The 20,308-nt window shown below is 53.5% G+C and carries 14 protein-coding genes; 5 read left to right on the top strand and 9 right to left on the bottom strand.

Annotated elements, in window-relative coordinates; translation table 11 throughout:
* Positions 1-412 precede the first annotated feature (412 nt).
* The 5 genes from FPZ49_RS15060 to FPZ49_RS15040 all read right to left on the bottom strand — a co-directional run bounded on the left by FPZ49_RS15060 (position 413) and on the right by FPZ49_RS15040 (position 10,413).
* Positions 413-3,244 (bottom strand): RCC1 domain-containing protein, encoded by a 2,832-nt coding sequence (locus FPZ49_RS15060; RefSeq protein WP_144848071.1) that lies wholly within the window; start codon positions 3,242-3,244, stop codon positions 413-415.
* A gap of 107 nt (positions 3,245-3,351) precedes the next feature.
* On the bottom strand, positions 3,352-6,495 hold the full coding sequence (locus FPZ49_RS15055; protein WP_144848069.1) for an efflux RND transporter permease subunit: 3,144 nt from the start codon (positions 6,493-6,495) through the stop codon (positions 3,352-3,354).
* Positions 6,492-8,579, bottom strand: coding sequence for an efflux RND transporter periplasmic adaptor subunit (locus FPZ49_RS15050; RefSeq protein ID WP_186445835.1), 2,088 nt, complete (start codon positions 8,577-8,579; stop codon positions 6,492-6,494). The genes FPZ49_RS15055 and FPZ49_RS15050 overlap by 4 nt, the downstream gene beginning before the upstream one ends.
* Positions 8,580-9,092: 513 nt before the next feature.
* Entirely contained in the window at positions 9,093-9,608 is a 516-nt protein-coding gene (locus FPZ49_RS15045) for a L,D-transpeptidase (protein WP_391563824.1), read from the bottom strand.
* A gap of 100 nt (positions 9,609-9,708) precedes the next feature.
* Entirely contained in the window at positions 9,709-10,413 is a 705-nt protein-coding gene (locus tag FPZ49_RS15040) for a GntR family transcriptional regulator (RefSeq protein ID WP_261381422.1), read from the bottom strand.
* Positions 10,414-10,517: 104 nt separating this feature from the next.
* Here FPZ49_RS15040 and FPZ49_RS15035 point away from each other — a divergent pair, with 104 nt between their 5' ends.
* The gene (locus tag FPZ49_RS15035; protein ID WP_144848063.1) at positions 10,518-10,883 is read left to right on the top strand and encodes an MmcQ/YjbR family DNA-binding protein; all 366 of its coding nucleotides are present in this window, start codon (positions 10,518-10,520) and stop codon (positions 10,881-10,883) included.
* Here FPZ49_RS15035 and FPZ49_RS15030 read toward each other — a convergent pair.
* Both FPZ49_RS15030 and FPZ49_RS15025 read right to left on the bottom strand, forming a co-directional pair.
* Positions 10,867-11,973, bottom strand: coding sequence for a type I phosphomannose isomerase catalytic subunit (locus FPZ49_RS15030; RefSeq protein WP_144848061.1), 1,107 nt, complete (start codon positions 11,971-11,973; stop codon positions 10,867-10,869). The genes FPZ49_RS15035 and FPZ49_RS15030 overlap by 17 nt on opposite strands.
* Positions 11,974-12,277: 304 nt before the next feature.
* Positions 12,278-12,802, bottom strand: a complete 525-nt coding sequence (locus FPZ49_RS15025; RefSeq protein WP_144848059.1) for a metal-dependent hydrolase — start codon at positions 12,800-12,802, stop codon at positions 12,278-12,280.
* 167 nt (positions 12,803-12,969) lie between these two features.
* Between FPZ49_RS15025 and FPZ49_RS15020 the strand changes: the two genes are divergently transcribed.
* Both FPZ49_RS15020 and FPZ49_RS37275 read left to right on the top strand, forming a co-directional pair.
* Positions 12,970-13,818: a helix-turn-helix transcriptional regulator gene (locus FPZ49_RS15020; RefSeq protein ID WP_391563827.1), complete on the top strand. Its 849-nt coding sequence runs from the start codon at positions 12,970-12,972 to the stop codon at positions 13,816-13,818.
* Between the two features lie 6 nt (positions 13,819-13,824).
* Positions 13,825-15,990 carry an ankyrin repeat domain-containing protein gene (locus FPZ49_RS37275; protein WP_315899178.1) on the top strand — a complete coding sequence of 722 codons (2,166 nt, stop codon included), beginning with the start codon at positions 13,825-13,827 and terminating at the stop codon, positions 15,988-15,990.
* Between the two features lie 91 nt (positions 15,991-16,081).
* Here the strand turns inward: FPZ49_RS37275 and FPZ49_RS15010 are convergent, their stop codons facing one another.
* Entirely contained in the window at positions 16,082-17,650 is a 1,569-nt protein-coding gene (locus FPZ49_RS15010; RefSeq protein ID WP_144848057.1) for an extracellular solute-binding protein, read from the bottom strand.
* A gap of 167 nt (positions 17,651-17,817) precedes the next feature.
* On the opposite strand from FPZ49_RS15010, the gene FPZ49_RS15005 reads away from it, so the two are divergent.
* Both FPZ49_RS15005 and FPZ49_RS15000 read left to right on the top strand, forming a co-directional pair.
* Positions 17,818-18,630 carry a glycerophosphodiester phosphodiesterase gene (locus FPZ49_RS15005; RefSeq protein WP_144848055.1) on the top strand — a complete coding sequence of 271 codons (813 nt, stop codon included), beginning with the start codon at positions 17,818-17,820 and terminating at the stop codon, positions 18,628-18,630.
* 77 nt (positions 18,631-18,707) lie between these two features.
* Positions 18,708-19,133, top strand: coding sequence for a hypothetical protein (locus FPZ49_RS15000; protein ID WP_144848053.1), 426 nt, complete (start codon positions 18,708-18,710; stop codon positions 19,131-19,133).
* A gap of 77 nt (positions 19,134-19,210) precedes the next feature.
* Here FPZ49_RS15000 and FPZ49_RS14995 read toward each other — a convergent pair whose 3' ends face one another.
* Positions 19,211-19,984, bottom strand: a complete 774-nt coding sequence (locus FPZ49_RS14995; RefSeq protein WP_261381420.1) for a sugar phosphate isomerase/epimerase family protein — start codon at positions 19,982-19,984, stop codon at positions 19,211-19,213.
* Positions 19,985-20,308: the final 324 nt, after the last annotated feature.

The raw sequence follows: 20,308 nt of genomic DNA, 5'->3' as shown, positions 1-20,308 counted from the left end.
CGGGTATGTGCATTTGTTCCTGTATCATATGCCTAGGGGATCCGATTGGACTGTGCGCAGGCCCATTTCTACGCCCAGGTGGCAAGAAGAACAAAAGCCTCCCGATGGGTTATCGGAAGGCTTTTGCCCAGCTGTTGGCGGTTTGCTTTTTGGGTGGAGGATGAGTGGTGATCGCGCCGAACCGAGTTCGCACGCCGCTTCTTTGTTAGGATGAGGCTCTTTCCAAGTCTCGTTCCTACTGAAGTTACTATAATAAATGCTAGAGCGCGCCGAACGGTCACGGACATTCATGGAGTCGAAAAAAATCCGCGTAAATCAAGGACTGGACAAGCACTTCTCACTCCACGGCCACTATTATTGCCTATAAAAAATCTCTCTTACCTGTTCAGGCAAGAGAGACTCGTAAAATCTGCTATTGTGCGTTTTTCAACGCTTCATTGTCTACAGCCAGCTTCAGCCCTGCATTGACCGAGAGCATCCGCTCGATGACGGCAATCGCCTGCGCGCGGGTGGTCGTTTCCTCTGGCGCCAATCGGCCGCCGGACAGTCCTTGCATAATGCCGGCTTTGACGGCTGCCTTCATCGCGAAGGCGTTATCGACAACGGTATTCGCCGTCTGCATCTCTTTGGTTGTCGCCCGGACCGCTAAACGAGCCAATTCCGCCCGCGTTGCCGGCGCGTCCCAGGCGCCTAGCATGTCGCCCGTCCCTACGATGCCTGCATCTTGCAGCACCTTGACATATGGTTCATACCATTGTTGTCCTGGAGCCGGATCGGCGACCTTCAACCGTAAAGCCGTCGCTGCAAGCTTCGCCAATTCACTCCGAGTGACCAAAAGATCTGGTCCGAAGGTTCCGTTAGGATACCCGTCGACCATGCCTTTTTCCACTGCAGCATCAATGGATGATTGAGCCCAATGCCCTGCCGTATCCGAGAAGGTTGGCCGGAAGCCGGTTACAACCGCTGGAAGCGAGCGGCTCTTATAGCCCCCGTCGCCCAGCTGACCCGATCCGTTCGAGCCCCAGGTCCACACCGTGCCTTTGTCGTCCATTACAGCGGAATGGTACGTTCCCGCGGCCACATAGCGTGCGCCTGTAAGCAATGGCAGCTGCGAAGGCTTGTTTCGGTTAGAGGTGCCGCCGTCGCCAAGCTGACCAAAGGTGTTAGCGCCCCAAGCCCATACGGTGCCGTCTTTCGTGATCGCCAGCGCATGATATCCACCAGCGGCGATGGCAGTTACGCCGGTCAATCCGCTAACTTGCACAGGCTCTGACCGATTTGTAGTTGTACCGTCACCCAACTGGCCAAAGGCATTATAGCCCCAAGCCCACACGGTGCCGTCGGTCTTTAGTGCCAATGAGAAATTGCGTCCTGCAGCGATTGATACCACGTTCTTAATCTTCGATTGAACCGCAGCACGTCTAGGCGTCTGTGTCCCGTCACCCAGCTGCCCCGCGGTGTTGTCACCCCAAGCCCACACCGAACCATCCAAAGACAGAGCCAACGCGTGACTGTAGCCCGCTGCTACAGCTTGTGCCAATGGAAGACCCTCGATCGGTCCAGGCGAACTTTTAGGGTCGATTGTTCCATCAGCTAACTGTCCAAGCGTATTATCTCCCGACGCCCAAAGCGTCGCGTCCTTCTTCAAATAAAAGGAGAAATTCGCGCCCGACGCAATTTGGGTCACATCGGTTAAGCCCGGCACTGCAGCAGGAGTGGATTTCGAGGCGGTTCCTCCGTCACCCAGTTGGCCCGAGTAGTTAAGCCCCCAAGAAACGACTGTTCCATTCCTCTGCAGCACGACGGAGTGACTGGTTCCCGCAGCGATCTGCGCAGCATCCGAGAGCGAGTCTAGCGGCTGAGGAGAGTTCTTCGTAATGGATGACCCGTTACCCAGCTGGCCATACGTATTTTCACCCCAGGACCATACTTTCCCGTTCTTAATGACTTGCGTAAAGCTGTCACCCGCAGACAACGGGCTAGTTCCAAGCTCATTCGTATAATTGATTGTGCTTCCAGCCAGTGGCTGGGAGGCGTTAAGTGAAAAACGCGGTACTTGTGTCGGTACGGTTTTAGTCGTCGTCGTTCCATCGCCTAGCTGCCCCATGGCATTGTTGCCCCAGGTCCACACCGACCCGTCATCCTTTACCGCCATGGAATAAAACGAGCCCGCTGCGATGGAAACTACATGGCTGAGGTCGGCGATTTTGTTCGTGAGCGTGTTGGTCTTGTCATAATTGCCCAATCCGAGCTGACCGAATGCATTCGCTCCCCAGGTGTAGACGTCTCCGTCTTTGGTGAGTATGATGGCGTGACTGTTACCAGCTGCAATGGCCTTTACTTCGCCAAGGCCAACCAAATATCCCGGCTCGCCGCTGATATTCCGAATGAAGGGGGTGCCTAATTGACCGGAAGCATTGGAGCCCCAGGCATAAACGACACCGTCATCTTTTAAGGCCAAGGAAAAATTGGAGCCGGCCGCCACCGACTTCATGTTCCGCAGCCCGCTAACGTACATTCGGCTGTTGATGCTTCCACCAATGGAATTGCCGCCTAAGCCTAATTGACCGCTGGAATTGTCGCCCCAAGCGATCATGTCTCTGTCTTTGGTTATAGCAATAACATGATTCGCTCCGGAAGCAATGCTGACGACCGGCGGCATATTGTCCGTAATCCGCTTAGGCTTGAGCTCCGGATCGTACGATGCATCGCCCAGCTGTCCAAACGTATTGTCCCCCCAAGTGAACACTACGCCATCGTCGCGCAGCGCTACGGAGTGATTGTTGCCGGCAGCTACGGCAATGATGTCATTTAGGCCTTCAACCTTGGTAGGTGTTGCATGACTAATCTTCGATCCGTCGCCCAATTGTCCTCCGTTATTGGAGCCCCATGCCCACACCGTCCCGTCTTTCTTCAGTGCAAGCGTATGGTTCAAGCCGGCGGCCAACGATTTCACATCGCTTAATTCCTTGACGCGAATCGGGATGTATCGATTAACAACCGCTTGAGCTCCAAGCTTTCCTAGCTGGTTGTCTCCCCAAGCCCACACCGTTCCGTCCGACTTCAGAGCAACGGTATGGGACGATCCTCCCGTGATTTGCACCAGATCGGAGAATCCCGACTGGGCGGAGGATTCCGCCCGAGCCGAGTTCATCGGCAGGATCATACTCAGAATCAGGAGCACAGCCAATCCGACTTGGAGTAAGGATGCTTTTTTGAATTTCATGCGTGATGTAGCATTCATCGTTTCGCTTCTCCTCCATGCTTTATTTCATAGATTCCGTCCACGCAATCTTTTTACAGCTGCTGCAGTGCAGGTACGCCCGGCAAAATCCCGTGATCTGCAAGCAGCTACACATGAGGATTGCTGTCCGACGGCAGAGCTGGAGGGGACTTGCGTTTGAATGTGCGTCCAAGAGTGTTGACCACACCATCCATTAAGGTGTAAACGACCGGGATGAGAATCAGCGTGATCATAGTGGACAACGCAAGACCAAAGGCAACGACTGTCGCCATGGAAGCCTGAGCTTCCGCACCTTCACCAAAGCCGATAACGAGCGGCAGCATCGCAAGCACGGTGGTAGCAGTCGTCATCAAAATCGGCCGCAGCCGGATTTGCCCCGCTTGGAGCAATGCATCCTGCAGGGACATGCCCCGCTTGCGAAGCTGGTTGGTATAGTCGATCAACACGATCGCGTTGTTGACCACGACCCCGACCAACATGATCATCCCCATGACAGAGTTCATGTTAATCGTACGGTTCGTTACCCACAGACCGAAAATCGCACCGATAAATGTTGGTGGCAACGAGAACATGATAATAAATGGACCATAAAGTGACTCGAACTGACTCGCCATAACCATGTACACGAGCAGCACCGACAGTCCCAGCATCACATACAGGCTCTTAAACGTGCTGTTCGTGTCTGCAGCCGTACCAAGCGAGATCGAATAGCCGTCCGGCGCTTGGATCGTATCCAATCGCTCTTGAACCAGCTTCGCAACATCACCGACTGGTGCGCCGCTGACGGATGCCTGTACCGTTGTCAAGCGCTGTTGATTAATGTGCCTGATTTGCGCCGGGCTGGAGCCGTTCTGCACTTTGGCAATGGCGCTAAGCGGAACTTGAGAGCCGCCTGTGCCGGTAATAATGACTTGATTTAAGTTTTCGAGATTATTTGTAAACTCCGTTGGATACTTCACCAGTACGGAAATCTGGGCGTCGCCCGTCTTGAATTGGGTCGCCGCAGCACCTTGATAGGCGGTCCGCAGGGAGGTCATAACCTCTCGAATCGACACGCCGTAATAGGAGGCAGCATCGCGGTCAATCGTCAGATCAAAGGCTGGAATGCTGCGCTCGAGCGTATTTTGAACGCTTCGCAGTGTAGGGATATTGCGAAGCTCTTCCGCAACGATATCCCCCAGCTTACCCAGTACGGCCATATCCGGACCGTTCAGGTTCACGGTAATGTCGGCCCCGCCGCCTCCACCGATCCCTGGCAGTCGAAGTGATGATCTGGCGTTTACGTTGATCTGTGCGCCTGCAAAGCCGGTCGTTAAATTCCGGATCTGCTCCACCACTTGATCGGTCTTCATCTTGCGTTCTTCAGCCGGCTTGAGCGTTACCGCGATATTGGCAGAGTTGGTTGCCGAGCTTTGGAAAGCCCCGCCGCCGCTGCTGCCGACCGTTGTAAAGATCGTATCAATATCTGAAATATCCTTGATGCGATTTTCAATTTGGGATGCAACATCGTTCGTAATTTCAAATTTGGTTCCTTGAGCCAAGTTGATGAAAATATTCAGCTGTCCTTCGTCCGATCTCGGCATTAATTCCGAGCCTACAAATTTGGATAAGTAAACACTGCCTCCGAGGAGCGCAACGGTTAATACCACAATAACCAAACGATGGCCCAGCGCCCAGCGAAGAATAACGCTGTAGCCTCTCGTTATACGGTTGACGCCGCGTCCGAACCATACGGCCGGGTTAATCGAGCGACCTTCCGGCAAGGATTCATCGTGATGCTTTGTCAGCAGCTTAGCCGAAAGCATCGGTACGAGCGTAATCGCAGCAAACAGCGCCGCAATATGCGAGAAGCTGACGGTAAGCGCCATCGGAGCAAAGAAGTTCTTGATGATCCCGTTGATAAAAACGGTTGGCGCAAATACCGCGAGCTGTGCCAGAGCCGAAGCGAGTACCGCGGTACCGACCTCTTTCGTCCCTTGTTTGGCTGCCTCCACCGGTCCAAGGCCTTCATCCTTCTTCCGGTAAATACTCTCGAGTACGACGACCGCGAAGTCAACGAGTGAGCCGAGACCGAGGGCGAGGCCTCCCAAGGTGATCGTATTAATGGTCTGATGCGAGAAATACATCATACTGAACGTACTGATGACGGAAATCGGAATAACAATACCGATGATCAGCGTGGCACGAATACTGTTCAGGAACAGCATCAGGATGATAATGGAGAACACCGCTCCCAAGAGCGTATGCTCAATTACTGTGTTAATGGAGTTCTTGATAAACTTCGACGAATCGTTCAAAACGGCAATCTTAACACCTTCCGGAAGCTTCGTCTGAATATCGCCGACGGCTTTGCGAATGTTATCCGCTACCGCTACGGTATTGCCGTCCGACTGCTTTAAGATCGACAAGCTTACGCTTGTCTCGCCATTGCGTCGTGCATCGAAAGTAACATCTTGATAAGTGTCAATCAGCTTGCCCACTTCACCAAGTGTGATTGAATTGCCTCGGGTCAGAGGAATCCGTACCTTTTCAATCTCGCTTGTCGACTTGAATTCTCCGCCGATCCGCAGTGGGACCAGCTGCTGTCCTTTATAAACGAGACCGGCATCGGTCGATTGGTTGTCATTTCCCAGTGCCGACGTCACTTGGTTAAACGTGAGGCCATACTGAGTCAGTTTATTTTGGTCGAGCAGCACTTGAATCTGACGCACGCGTCCACCAGTTACGCCGACGGAGGCTACGCCCTCTACACGCTGTACTGCAGGGCTTACGATGTTATCGGATAAGTCACGCAAAGCAATGAGATCCACGTCTTTACCGTACACCGACAAGCTCATGATCGGCTGGCTGTTCGGGTCTGCTTTGGACACTACCGGAGCATCCGCATCCGTTGGAAGCTGCCGACGAACCCGGTCCAGCTTATCCCGCATCGTCAGCGTCGCATCATTGATGTCGGTGCCGTAGTTAAACTGCACGGTAACGTTACTTGAACCGGTTCGTGAGGTCGACGTCACGGAGGAGACGTTGGCGATCGTTGCCATCGAGGCTTCCACCCGTTTGGTTACCTGCGTCTCAACCTGTGAAGGCGAAGCACCGGCCCAGTTGACGGACACGGTTGCCGTCGGGATTTCCATATTCGGATACAAGTCCACCGGAAGCAGCGGAGCTGCGATCGAGCCAAGAATGACTAGCGCGATCATCATCATTAAGATGGTTACCGGCCGGTTGACTGAAAAGTTAGCTAAATTCACTGACCGCCACCTGCTCTCGCACCCTGGCCTTGGGCACCACCATTCGCTGGATTCTGCCCTTGCTGCGGACGCTGATTACCTTCTTGACCACTTTGCTGGCCGCCTTGGCCCTGCGGACGCTGGCCTTGCTGACCGCCTTGTTGGCCTTGACCCTGCTGTCCTTGGCCACCTTGCTGGCCCTGAGGACGTTGTCCTTGCTGACCTTGGCCCTGCTGGCCCTGGCCTTGACCTTGGCCTTGCTGTGTCTTGCCTTCCTGCCCCGGCTGCACCACTTGCACCGCCGCCTTGTCGGAGAGCAGCTCCTGGCCTTTGACAACGACCTCGTCGCCTTCCTTCAGGCCGCTCGTGATCTCAAACATCGCGCTGGTCAGCGTACCGACCTTGACGGTTACCTTCTTGGCGCGGCCGTCTTGGCCGACGATGAAGACGGCGTTACCGCTTGGCTGGCTGAGCACCGCGTCCGCAGGAACCATGATCGCTTTACGCCCCTCACTCTTCGTGCTTGAGGAAGCGAACATACCTGGAAGCAGTTCGTGCTTCGGATCGTTAATTTTAATATCTACGCCATACGACTTTGTCACGGAATCCAGCGTTGGATGAATCGAGGCGATCGTTCCGTCATACGATTTGCCCAACGTCGGGACATCAACCTTCATGGCCATGCCAACCTTCATCTTGCCGATATTCGCCTCGGACACGTTCACCGTTGCTTGAACCGGATCCATCGTAGCGATGGTAATGAGATTGCCGTTGTTCGCCACATTTTGTCCTACTGGAGTACCGATGGCTGTAACCACCCCGTCGAGAGGCGCGTTCAGTACGCCGTCCTGCAGCTGTTCTTGAAGATTTTTCAATGCGACCTGCGCCTGCTGGTATTGAGCCGAGCTGACGGTAAGAGAATCGGTAGCTTTGGCGTTCACGAGCGCTTGCTCAGACGATGCTACCTGTGCCTTAGTTACGTTCAAATTCGTATCCTGCGCTGCTTGGGTGCTGGCTAAAGAAAGCTGGTCCTTCTGCAGCGACTGCTGGTTGGAATCTTGAATAATCTGCAGGTTGTTCTGTGCAGTGGTCAACGCTAGCAAGTCGCGGTTGAGCTGCTCCTGTGCGGTCTGCACGATGGTCGAGCTCTGGGCTGAGGCCAAGTCCGCTTGAGCTTTGGTTAAAGCCGACTGTGCAGTGATGACACTGGTGCTTGGTGTTTGCTGGGCTTGATCATACGACAGCTCCGCTGCTTGAAGCTTGGCAAGTGCGGTGTCGATATCCGTCTTAACCCCTTTGGATAGCGCCTGCGTATAGGCCAAGGCTGCTTGCTGCACGGCGAGCTGCAAGCTTGAAGTCGAGTTGCTGCTGGTGTTCTGCTGCCCTTGCAAGGTGTCTTGCTGAGCACTCAGCGTATTTTGCGCGGTAGTTAAGTTCTGATTGTATGTATTGATCTGATTCGTCAAGTTCTGCTGGGAGATTGCGACCTGCTGCTTGGCTGTTGCAATCGCATTCTGCTGGTCGCTTAACGCCTTATTGTAGTTCGCCTGGGACAAAGCTACCTGCTGCTTGGCTGCGGCCACAGTATTTTGCTGATCCATGAGCGCTTTGTTGAGGTTCGCCTGCTGCACAGCCAACTGCTTCTCCGCGGTAGCCAAGCCGCTAGCCTGATCGCTCTGAGCTTTCTGATATTGCGCGGCGCTCACAGCCACACTGGCTTGGGAAGCGGCCACCTGCTGCTCAAGCGTCGAAGTATCGATTTTGGCCAGCGGCTGACCGACTTTGACGACATCGCCCACTTTGACCATAACATCCGTGACACGACCGGCCACACGAGAAGAAACGTTCGTCGTATACTGCGGAGTAATCGAGCCCGTAAATACTTGCCCACCTGTGACTTCCTGCATCTTTACAACCTGTGTCTCAACGGCAAATTGACGCGCAGCAGCCCGCTGATTTCCTTGACCAGATCCAGCTGCTGTGCCCTGCGTTGGCTTTTTTAAGCCTCCGTTCAATACCGTAACGCCGACCACAGCGATGACGGCAATGATGGCGATCGTTGTGATCAACCACTTTTTTGATACGTTCTGCATCCACCTGATCATGACCATTCCTCCATGTGTTTCCTGCGGTAAAGTAAACGCTTTCCCCTTGTATCCGGGCTCTCAACAAAGGGACCTATTGCATCTTACCATCTAGGTTCATTGTCCTACTGTACAAATTAGCCTACAATCTTGATGAAACTATGATATAAATGTGAAAAATGTGTAAAATGCGGCAAAAAGCTTGTCCTTTTTTGGCGTGAATGCAGGTAGTTTTGTCGACAACGAAAAAAGGACCCCTCGCGGAGTCCTTCTTGACGGTGATTGGATTGATTGTTAGGTAACATTGGAACATGAACCTTGAGTTCAAAGCATGGGCTAATTTCGGACTGCACATGGCTGTGCGAGAACTAGATTAACGTGCGTTTGGCACATCCCCTCGCTTCTATTCCGATTCTTGATCAACTTCCCTGAATGGTTTCGTCGATTGGCTCAACGGAACTGCACCTCTCTTTTCACCGTCGAGTTTAGAATGGACCGAATGGAATGTTTTTATACGTCGGGACCAAATAAATTTCAATCTCGGATAATAACCACCGTACCCAATGGGATGTGACGGAACAGCCATTCGATATCTCTATTGTGCATTCGGATACAGCCGGACGATGCGCTGCTGCCGATCGAATAGGGGCGATTCGTACCATGAATCCCATACGTGTAACCACCCGTTCCCGGTACATTGATCCCCATCCACCTGCTCCCAAGCGGATTGGCCGGATGGCCGCCGGGAATTTGCTTGCGCACGTACCAGGGCTTGACGATTTTCGTGACGATGTTGAATTGTCCGGTCGGTGTCAGATCTTTGCGCCTGCCCGTGGCTACCGCGAAATAATACGTGGCACGGCCGTTCACGACCACCGTGAGGGTATTCTTCGATTTCGTGATGACCAGATAAACGCCCTCTTCATCCAGCCCCTTAGAGATGCTGTCCGCATTCGTCTCCTGTCTCGGTGCTGCGGCATAGGTGGCTGACGGGAAAGAGAGCATCAGCAGGACCAGCATGGCCAACAACCAATGCGCACACTTTTTCAAAAGCCTCATCCTTCAATCTTGATAGGGCTATAAGCCCGTAGCTGCGACAGCTTTAGTGTGCACCTACCTGCCAATGCTATTCGCTAGGTCAAGATTGGGGCTAATCGGTAAAATAATGGGGATACCTGGCTCGGATATCCGACATTTCCGATTGGATGCGGCTCAGATGAATTTCCAGAAGCTGCTCAACCGCTTCCACTTCCTTCTGCTCAAGCAGCTCCAAAAGCTGCTCATGCTCCGCAATCAGGCCACTCACTTGGCTGACCTCTTGCAGCGCCAGGTAACGCAGACGGTTCAGATGCCCACGCATATGGTAAACCACGTTCAGCAGCATGCTGTTGCCCGTCAGCTCTAGAATACTGCGGTGATAGGCCTCATCCGCCTGGAGAAACAGCTCCAAATTCCCTTTGGACTGCGCCTCTTTCTGGACGCCAATCCATTCCTTAATCCGAAGCTTGGCGCTCCGAAAATGCGAAGTGTCCGTCCATTGCTCGGCGACACTACGAAAACCGCTGACCTCTAAGCTCACCCTCACAAACCGGGAATCCTTCACCGTCTTCTCGGAAATGGGCGCAATGCGAGTCCCCCGTTGTGGAAGCACCTCAATCAGCCGCTCCGACGCTAGCAGGCGAAAGGCTTCGCGGATCGGCGTACGGCTCACGCCCAGCGTCCCGGACAGCTCGTTTTCGTAAACCATTTGGCCCGGCTCCAGCTGCAGCGTAATGATGAGATCACGAAGCTGCTCGTACACATGCTCGCCGAGCGTCCTCCTTCCCGTCACTATAAAAGGGGCTTTGATAGGCACATTCCTTAACTCCTTTGGCGCGTCAGTGTCCTGCGGGATTCCTGCGGCTCGTTAAAATAGATATAATAAACGCATAAAGATATGAATGGAGGCACAGCGCCGCTATGAATCATGATCAAATTATCGAATACGGCTTACAAAAGGCGGGTACGACCTTACGCACCCCGTTTGATCCACAAATGCCTGTCCTGTTCGTAAGAGACAAAATGTTCGCGCTGCTTGGCACCCATCAAGGGAGCGCCAGCGTCAACCTCAAATGCGATCCCGACAGCGCCTGGCTCCAGCGCGAGACCTACCCCCACACCATACTGCCCGGCTATCACATGAACAAACGTCACTGGAATACGGTCATTTTAAATGATCAGGTGCCCACCGACGTACTTCGAGATATGATCGACGAATCGTATTTCCTGGTCGTAAGCAAGATGTCAAAGCGAGTGCAAGGGGAACTGGCTATGGCGATACGCTAGGCGGGAAGCAGCGAAGCAGCTGCAGCGGCTCATCCCCGATCCGTTCGCACTGCAGCTCCGTCACGCCGGCTGGTAGGAAGAGCTGATCCCCTTGGGTCACCTGTAAGCACTCTTTCCCCCAAGCTAAGCTTCCAGCTCCTTGAGCAACTACAAGGATTGAAAAGCCGTCTTCTTGCCTAATGGTGCAGGAGGATCGGATATCGAGCGAGGTAAGCGCAAAGTAAGGCGTCGTCGCATAAGAAATCAGCGATCGCTCGGTATACTCCTCCGACTCCTGTATCGTACGAGGCGATAAGCGAAACTGGGCCAACACGTCCTCCAGCGTATAGGTATCGTACCGGAAGCAGTCGAACATCCGCTCGAAGCCCGCTCCCTGATGCAGCATAAATTCCGGTATTTCCCGCCCTGCAGGCGTTGTTCGCTCCACCCGGATCGTAAAATCGGTCGGCTCCTGAATCTCGATGAGAAAGCAGCCAGACCCGATCGCGTGCGGCATGCCGCCTTCTACGATAAATACTTGACCCGGCTCAACGGGGATTTTATGCAGCGCGTGAATCATGCCCTCGATGTCCTGCTCCCAGAACAGCTTCTCCCACTTCTCTCGCGTCATGCCCGGCTTGAATCCGTACAAGATATAAGGCAGCTCACCGCCGATTTCCCTGCCTCCAAGAATATACCAGGCCTCCGTTTTGCCGAACGGCGAGCTGAAGATCCGCTGCGCGGTGCTGCGGTCCGGATGCGCTTGAATCGTCAGCCGCTCGGCGGAATCCAGCGCTTTAACGAGCACGCCCGTCTGGCTGCCATAGGCCGCTGTATGCCGCTCGCCCAGAAACTTGGCCGGCTCCGCCTCAATCAGTTGCTTGAGCTCAGGTCCGTCAGCTCCATCAAGCTCCACCAAACTCAAGCCCTCGACCAGCTGCTCCCGTCCTGCATTCCTCGCCCGCACCACAGACGCAATCCATTCCTCAGGCATGGAGCTGTCCTCCGGTGCCGAAGCGCCCTGCCATTCATCGATCGACCGGCCGCCATAATACGTTCTCCAAACCCGATTTTTCCGCAGCTTCAGCGGCTGTGCGCTATAGTCTTTCATAGAAATAACTACATCCCTTCTATACACCGTACAGTGCTGGAAATCTATTGCTTTCTTGACTATACCAACGATTGCCGCTTCTGAAAAGAGAGCAATGCCGACAGCCCGTGCTGGATATTACAAACGGCTTCTTAACCGACGGCAGCTTCGACCCTTCGTCCTCCGGAAATGTAGGCACAGCGCCGTTCGGCTCCCCCCCCCCTTCTGCAGCACATGCCTTTGTTGTTGACGCCTTTAGCCCGAATACGTTCAAACCAAAAAAATCCCCTGGCTTCAGGGGATTTTGCGTTGTGGCGAGTCGGTGCTACCTTAGAACGCCAGGGAGCGTAGGGAGCGAATGAACCACATAATAAGCAGGCAGCGCCAGTGTGAGCAGCGCAAGCCCATAGCGGAACAGCGTCTCCATCATCGAGCCGGTCCCGATGGCCATGAACTTCGGCAGCAGACGAAACTTCAGCTTCAACGGCCAGATTAACTCCACCCCCTGCTCGTTCAGTAAATCAATCAGCGGATGCGAGGCGTACGCCAGCAAAAAGCTCCAATAGAGCAGCGGCGGAAGCGAGGTAAATAACAGTCCGAGGCCGATTAGGCAAAGAAACGAATGCGTGAACGTCCGGTGCCGTATGCCGCCCAAGTGCAGCAGAAAGGATAGCGGGAAAAAGATTTTGGCCATGGTCGAGCCCTGTTTATCGATATCCGCCAGCGGACCTGCTAGACACCCGATCAGCAGCGCCGCTGCCGACTCCCACGATACCGGCGAAGGCTGCAGATAGAGCACAACGCCTTCCGCTGCCAGCAGTCCTGCGAAGCTATGCGTTTTTTGCAGCATGAAAAGTTCCTCCAGGTTTTCTCGGATGATGTAATGTATGATGCGGAAGCCTCTATTATACCAAACATATGATCCCCTGACCACAAGTTAAAAAGTCCTACGGGACTTGACGCTTTATAGTATAATGACAGCGTATACTGTTAGCAGGAGGTGCCGTTTTGCCGGACGTGTTCGAGCCCAAATACATGATCGGAGATGATGAATTTTCGATCCAATATATGTACAAAAAAGGCTATTCTACGATGGCGGAGCCGCACTTTCACCCGTTCTACGAAATTTATTACCTCATGCAGGGAGAACGCATTTATTTCATAAACGGCAAGGTGTATACCGCTGAACGCGGGGATCTGATCGTCATTAACCCCCACGACGTCCATTTGACGACCAGCACAGAGGTTCCGGAATTTGAACGTATTCTGATTAATTTTAAGCATGAATTTGTGCATGGCTCTTCTCCCCCACCCGAGCAGGCATGGCTGCCTTTTGCCCAAGGATCGAGCCTGATCCGTTTTCCCATGAAGGATCAAGCGGTCAACGAGCAGCTGATCAAGGAAATGCTGGCGGAATGCAAGGGACAGCAGGAGGGCTACAAGGACTATGTGAGGCTTCTCTTATCCCAGCTGCTGCTGCGCATCCATCGACAGAGCCTGCAGGGAAACCACGAGCCTGAGCGGTACGCCCATCCGATGCATAAGAAAATAACGGAGATCGCGACCTTCTTGAATGATCATTATCAGGACGACGTCACGCTGGAGCAAATCTCCAAGCAATTTTACATCAGTCCCTCCTATTTAAGCCGGGTGTTTAAGAAGATTACCGGGTTTCACTTTCGGGAATATTTGCAGATCGTTCGCGTGAAGGAAGCGCAGAAGCAGCTCAGGGAGACGAAGGATAAAATCGTAACGATTGCGGAGCAGACGGGCTTCGGGCACGTTTCCCACTTCAACACAACGTTCAAGAAAATCGTCGGCGTCTCTCCTTTGCGGTATCGAAAGCAAATGAATATGGAGCGATAGAATTCGATGATCAACCGTACCGCACTAATGTCTGCTGGACTTGGCGTTATGGCGGCCGCCGCCATCCTGTTCGCCTATCTGCAGCCGGAACCGCTTCTAATGAATATGGAAAAAGAACCGGAGGCCGCTCCGCAGACCAAGGCGACTGAGCCAGGGCCGGCCGACTGGTGGACCGCGCAGGCGTCTTCCGCTCAGGAAGCCGGCCAGCCGGACGCGGCCGCTGAGTTTCGGGCCCGCGCGGCCGCGTATTTGGCCAGCGCCCCGGCGGCGATGCAGCCAGCCACGTTGCCGGACGGCGTCGTGGGGCTGCCTAGGCTTGCCGAGGCGGCGCTCTACACGCGCGAGCCGCGCGACACTGCGCCGAAGGCCGTGCCAGCCGCGCTTGCCAAGTTTGAGCCGGCCGCGGGCACGTACCTCGGCATGCTGGGTGCCGACCGGCGCGTCGGGTTCGACTTCTCGAAGGTTCCGGAAGTGTATGGGCGTAAGCATGCCATTTATTTGGTCTATGTAGGCTGGCGTAAATACCAGACCGATACGAGCACTTACTTCCCGAAGCGGCAGGCGGACAGAGTCAAAGAGCTGGGCGGCGCGCTGCAGATCGGATGGGAGCCCCGATATGGACTGGCGGACGTGCTGGACGACGAGTATGTCCGCACCTTTGCCCGCGAAGCCAAAACTTCGGGTATTCCCATATTTCTCCGCTATGCCTCGGAAATGAATGGAGCCTGGGTGCCTTGGCACGGGGATCCGAAGCTGTATATTGAGAAGTGGCGCATGATCCATGACATCATGGCGGAGGAAGCGCCGAATGTTGCGATGGTCTGGTCGCCGAATTTTGCTCCGACCGATCAGATCGACGAATATTATCCCGGCGACGCGTACGTCGATTGGGTCGGCTTTTCCCTCTATTCGACGCCTCCGAAGAACGAGAAGGATCCAGAGGAACTGAGGCACACGATGATCGATGATTTCGCGCCGCTCTATGCCAAATACGGCTATAAGCCGATCATGATCTCTGAAGGAGCCGTTGGGCATACGGTACTCAAGACGAATACTTCGTATACTGCGTGGGCGGAAGCGCAGCTGGGCTATATGTACGCCTATCTTCCGCGGCTATTCCCGCAAGTAAAGGGGATCACCTACTTCAATTTCAGCAAGGCAGGGGCCACTCGGACAGGGATGGAATATGTGTACGACCTCGGGGAAAATGCGCTGATGGACGGGTTGTATAAGCGTCAAATTCGCAGCGACTGGTTTCTGAGCCAAGTCGGGTCAGGCAGCGAGGCCGTCTCGTACCGGTATGTTCCCGTTTCATCGGCTAGCTTGCCGCAAGGGAAGCACACGGTACTCATGTACGCCCGCACGGCGGACGGAAGCTTGCCGTTTGCCGTTGCGTTATATAAGGGAAACCAGCGCATCGGGATCAGCTACGAAATGCCATGGGAGGTTCAGGCGGACGTTGCCGCAGATAGCAGCTCTGAGCCTTGGCGCATCGTAGCTTATAACCAGCAGATGCAGCCGATCGCCACGGGCACGTCCCAGGCGAAGCCTAAGCCTCAGGGAAAGGAGCTGGACGCATTGAATAAGCAGCTCATTGCCGCCGCGGAGCGTGGCGATACGAAGCTGGTGCTTCAGTCCATTCAAGACGGCGCCAGCATCAATTTCCAGGATGACCGAGGAAGAACACCGATCATGGCTGCAACGCATGGCAACAAGCCGGATACGGTTAAAGCATTGATCCAAGCCGGAGCGGATATCAATCTGCAGGACAATCTTTGGGATAACCCATTCCTCTATGCTGGCGCGGAAGGCCTCTTGGATATCGTGAAGCTGATGATCGATGCGGGAGCGGATCCGAAGCTGAGGAACCGCTATGGCGGCAGCGCGCTGATTCCCGCCGCGGAACGGGGCCATGTAGCCGTAGTGAAGGAGCTGCTGGAGCGTTCCAAGGTCGATGTGAACCACATCAACAACTTGGGCTGGACCGCTTTATTGGAAGCGATAGTCCTGAGCAACGGGGATGAAAAGCACCAGCAAATCGTGCAGCTGCTGGTCGATCACGGCGCGGATGTCAACATCGCCGACAAGGATGGCGTGACGCCGCTGCAGCATGCGAAAAAGCGCCAGTTTACCGAGATCGAGCGGATTTTGACGAAAGCCGGCGCGCATTAAACAAATAAGGGATGCTCCTCAAGTAAGCGAGCTACTTTAAGGGCATCCCTTATTTGTTTTTCGTTTTCGTTTTTCGTCGATGCTTACTAGATTACGGCTTTGTCAGCACAGTCACATTGTCTTTTTTGTTATAGCGCTCGGTGGCTTCCTTTACAATCTCGTTGCCGCCCTTGGACTTGTACTCCTCAATGACCTTCGGCCAGTCGGAGATCGGCTCCTTGCCGTACACCATCTTGATCATATGATCGATGATCAGCTTCGGACCCGCGTCTTGCCCTGGCGAAGCGAGGTCAGGGAATTTGGCAAACGTGTTCAGATCCGGATAGAAGCCAATGCCCGGCAGCCCTTCCTTGGACAGCACGTTATCGAACGCCTTCAGCGTATCCTGTCCGTTTTGATCCAACTGTAAGCGGACTTTGTTATACGTCGCATTTTGCGCCGCCCAAAGCGTCCCGCTGCGGAAGCCCTCTTCTTCTACCTCTTCCTTCGTCACCGGCGTTTTGTAATTGATTTTGCCGTTCTCCATCTTGTAGTTTTCGCCCTCAATACCGACGCTGAAGAACTTCTCGGCTTCATCCGTCGCCATCCAGTCAAAGAACTTCATAATGCCAATCGCCGTATCCGGCTTAACATTCTTATTAATATAGAAAGAGCGTACTACCGGCGTATAGAAGAAATAGCCTGCGCTGCCATCCGGTCCTTTCGGAGACGGAACGATATCGATCTTCGCCGTCGGCACGGCTTGCAGCGTCGAGGTGCGATAGCCCGGAAGCCCTGCCGCGTTCGCGGACCACATGCCCGCTTTGCCCCCGTTGATGTTTTTCGTATAATCGGTCGAGGAAATCGAGGCAAAATCCTTCGGAATCAGACCCTCGTCATACATCGTTTTGTACACCTGGAGCGCCTTCATCATGTTGTCCGAATCGAAAAACTTCGGAACGACCTGTCCGTTCACCAGCTCGAACTGATCCTTATACGGCAGCACGTCGAAGGCCCCGAGCACGACATCGGCATACTTGAAGTTTTCGCGCATTTGATACGGATTTTCCACGCCGAGCTTCTTGAAGGCTCTGAGCACGTTCAGGAATTCATCGATTGTTTTCGGGGGTTGCAGCCCGGTCTTCTCCAGCAGATCCGTTCGAATAAATGTACCGCGGCGGGACGGATTGTCCAAATAATCGGGAAGGCCGTAAATTTTGCCGTTGTACGAGACCGCCTCCCATGCTGATTTTGGAACTTTTTTCATCAGATTCGGGGCATATTTCTTCAGTAAATCATCGAGCGGCATAAATACGCCAGCCTCGACGGAGCCCGACATCGCCTTGTTCGTCGGTGTGCCGATATTGCCTACCACGTCGGGAATGTCGTTGCCCGCAAACATCAAGCTCATTTTGGCGTCTTCGATGACCTTCACATCCAGCACGGTGTTCGTCAGCTCGCCGAGCTTAAGCACCCACTTGTCTTTATTCAAGTCCGGAATGCGTGTATGGTAGCCGGTGCTAACGGTGGTTGGATAGGAAATCGAGAACTTGACCGGCCCTGGTTTGGCCCCCTGCGCATCCTTCGATCCTGCGGCCGGCGCGGCTGCATTTCCTCCGCAACCCGCGAGTGTACTTGCTGTAAGCAGAGCCGCTAACGACACTTGAGCAGCCTTTTTCATATGACCCCTTCTTTCTATAAAATGGTATTAGCGAACTTCGTCTGGATGCGTTATCATAATGATCATAAACAATCTTTTCCTTACTCCATATTGTAAAAGTTAAGGTCCCCTGTGTTTTTTTACGCTGGCTTTGCATCACCCACACACTGACGGTAGGAGTCACTAACATGAACAAAATTCTTCTCGCATTCGCCCTCATTTTCGTCGCTAATATGGCATCCGCGAACTCCACGGACAACACCGTGCTGGCCGACAATCATAGTATTGTGACCGCACATAGGGGCAGCTCCTCCGTCGCACCGGAAAACACCTTAAGCTCGATACGCCAAGCGATCGCAGACCGGGCCGGCTATGCCGAGCTCGATGTGCAGGAGACTAAAGACGGCGTCGTCGTCTTAATGCACGATGATACCGCACAACGCACAGCAGGGATTAAAAAGCCGATGTGGGATATTGACTCGCAGGAATTGTTTCAAGCAAGCGCCGGTGCCTGGTTCGATAAGCGCTTTACAGACGAGCGAGTTCCGACACTTGCGGACGTAATCGACGCAGCCAAAGGCAAAATCAAGCTCAACATTGAGCTGAAAAATAACGGCCATCAAAAGCAGCTGGCAGAAAAAACCGTAGCGCTCCTGCAAGCGCACGATTTTGAGCAGGAGTGTACCGTCACCTCGTTCGATGCGGGCCTGCTGCATAAAGTGAAGTCGCTGGATAAAAAGATCAAAACCGGTCTGATCATCGATAAAGTGAATGACAAGCTGTTCACAAGCGACGATTACGAAGTCCTCAGCACCGCCTATCCTTTAATTGATAGAGACTTTATGGAGAAAGCGGCTCATCATAAAAAAGAGGTGTACGCCTGGACGGTCAACACCAAGCCCGAGATGAAAAAAATGCTCGCGCTCGGCGTCGACAGCATCATTACGAACCATCCGGATCAACTGATTGAATTAATGAATAGCCAGCGGAAAAAGAATTAGAATCCGTGTTGCCAGCGGCGCACTGCATCCCCTATACTGAGGGAAACCTTGGTGTAAACGGATGGGGTGCGCTTTTTATGTTTTCATTTTTTTTAAGCAGCAGCACGATTGAAATGGCAGATGAACTGCAGCGATTCGCTGAAGAGTGGAACGCCAGTGTGCAGCCGGTCCCGGAAGGGTTCTTGTTTCTGCCCGATTATTTGATGCGCATTCATGGGATTCATATTGAACAGGAAGAGAGAGGCTGGCGCTTTTGGCGGGAGGCGGATGCGACGACGTGGGAGGATTTTTTGCTCATGCATCTGACCCATCGGCTGGCGGACAACCATGGTCTTCTGCTGGAGTATGAGGCTCAGGGTACGATGCGCTTGATGGAGCCGGTACCGCACCAATTTGCCACCTTCGATCTGTATGCGGAGCGGGTGCTGGCTAAGGAATCCGGGCTCGTGCGGGATATGAAGAAAAATTGGATTTACACGCATCGGAAGAGGTTTGTAAGATAAGCAGCGGTAGTTGAATGAAAAAGAGCTCACCAAGGTCCCTTCTCGGAACCTCAGTGAGCTCTTTGTTTTCGTGTGGACTACGCTTCTACACCCATGCGGCGCAGGTTGTTGAAGCTGATCGCGAGGCTCTCGAACGGATCGCGGCCGTAGCACTGATCCTGTTCTACCGGTCCCCACTCGACGCCGATTTCACGGCAAGCCTGCAGGATGGCGGCAAAGTTCATGTTGCCCTCGCCCACCTCCGCAAAGCGGCGTTCCCGCTCCGGTGTCACGATGTAATCCTTCAGGTGGACGACCTTCATGCGGCCGTTCACTTTCTTGATCCATTCTACCGGATCCGCGCCGCCGGCTTGTACCCAGTGCACATCCAACTCGAAATCTACCGCCTGCGGGTCGGTCTCCTCGAACAAAATGTCCATCCCCGTACGTCCGCCAAACTTCGCAAATTCAAAATCATGGTTATGATAAATAAAGGTTAAGCCTGCCGCCTTTAGCTTCCGGCCGATTTCATTCGCGATCGACGCGAATTTCAAATAGCCTTCTGCGCTTGTGCGGTACTCGTTAGGCAAGCCGCCGAGGCCGACGTACTGGCAGCCCCAGATTTGGTGCTTCTCAATAACCTCTTCCATTTTTTCCGTCAATTCTGCGTAACCCACGTGCGTCGCGCATATGTTGAGGCCTAAACCGCTCGTGAGCTCCTTGAGCTCCCGGCTGTCGATCGGACCGACGCCGGATACTTGAACGGCATTGTAACCGATTTCTTTTACCTTTTTAAGTGTAGAAGCGATATCCTCTGGCGTCTTCAGAAACTCGCGAAGCGTGTAAAGCTGTGCAGCCAATTTCACCTTCATCACCTCATAGGATAAGATAAGTTCCGCTTCTGATAGTACCACAACCTTTTGGAAAATGCACACGTTTTCATTGATAGCAAGAAAATCAAAAAAAGCCTGCCCCGCGGGCCAATGTCATTTAGTTAAGCTCAAAGACTAGACTGGGTATAAAAATGTAATCCGAAACGGCATGGGACAAAGTCCTGTGCCGTTAGTTTTTTGGGTTTAGTCAAGCAAAATGTGCACAGCAAACAAGCGGATGTCATATCCGCTTAAAAAATGTTCATTCGAAATGAATTATGCTACTCTGTAGACGAAGCTAACGGCTGATTTATAACGGATTTT

The organism is Paenibacillus cremeus, assembly GCF_007786445.1.
GTDB lineage: Bacteria > Bacillota > Bacilli > Paenibacillales > NBRC-103111 > Paenibacillus_G > Paenibacillus_G cremeus.
The sequence above is the reverse complement of the archived record's forward strand: the minus strand, read 5'-3'. Positions and strand labels throughout refer to the sequence as shown.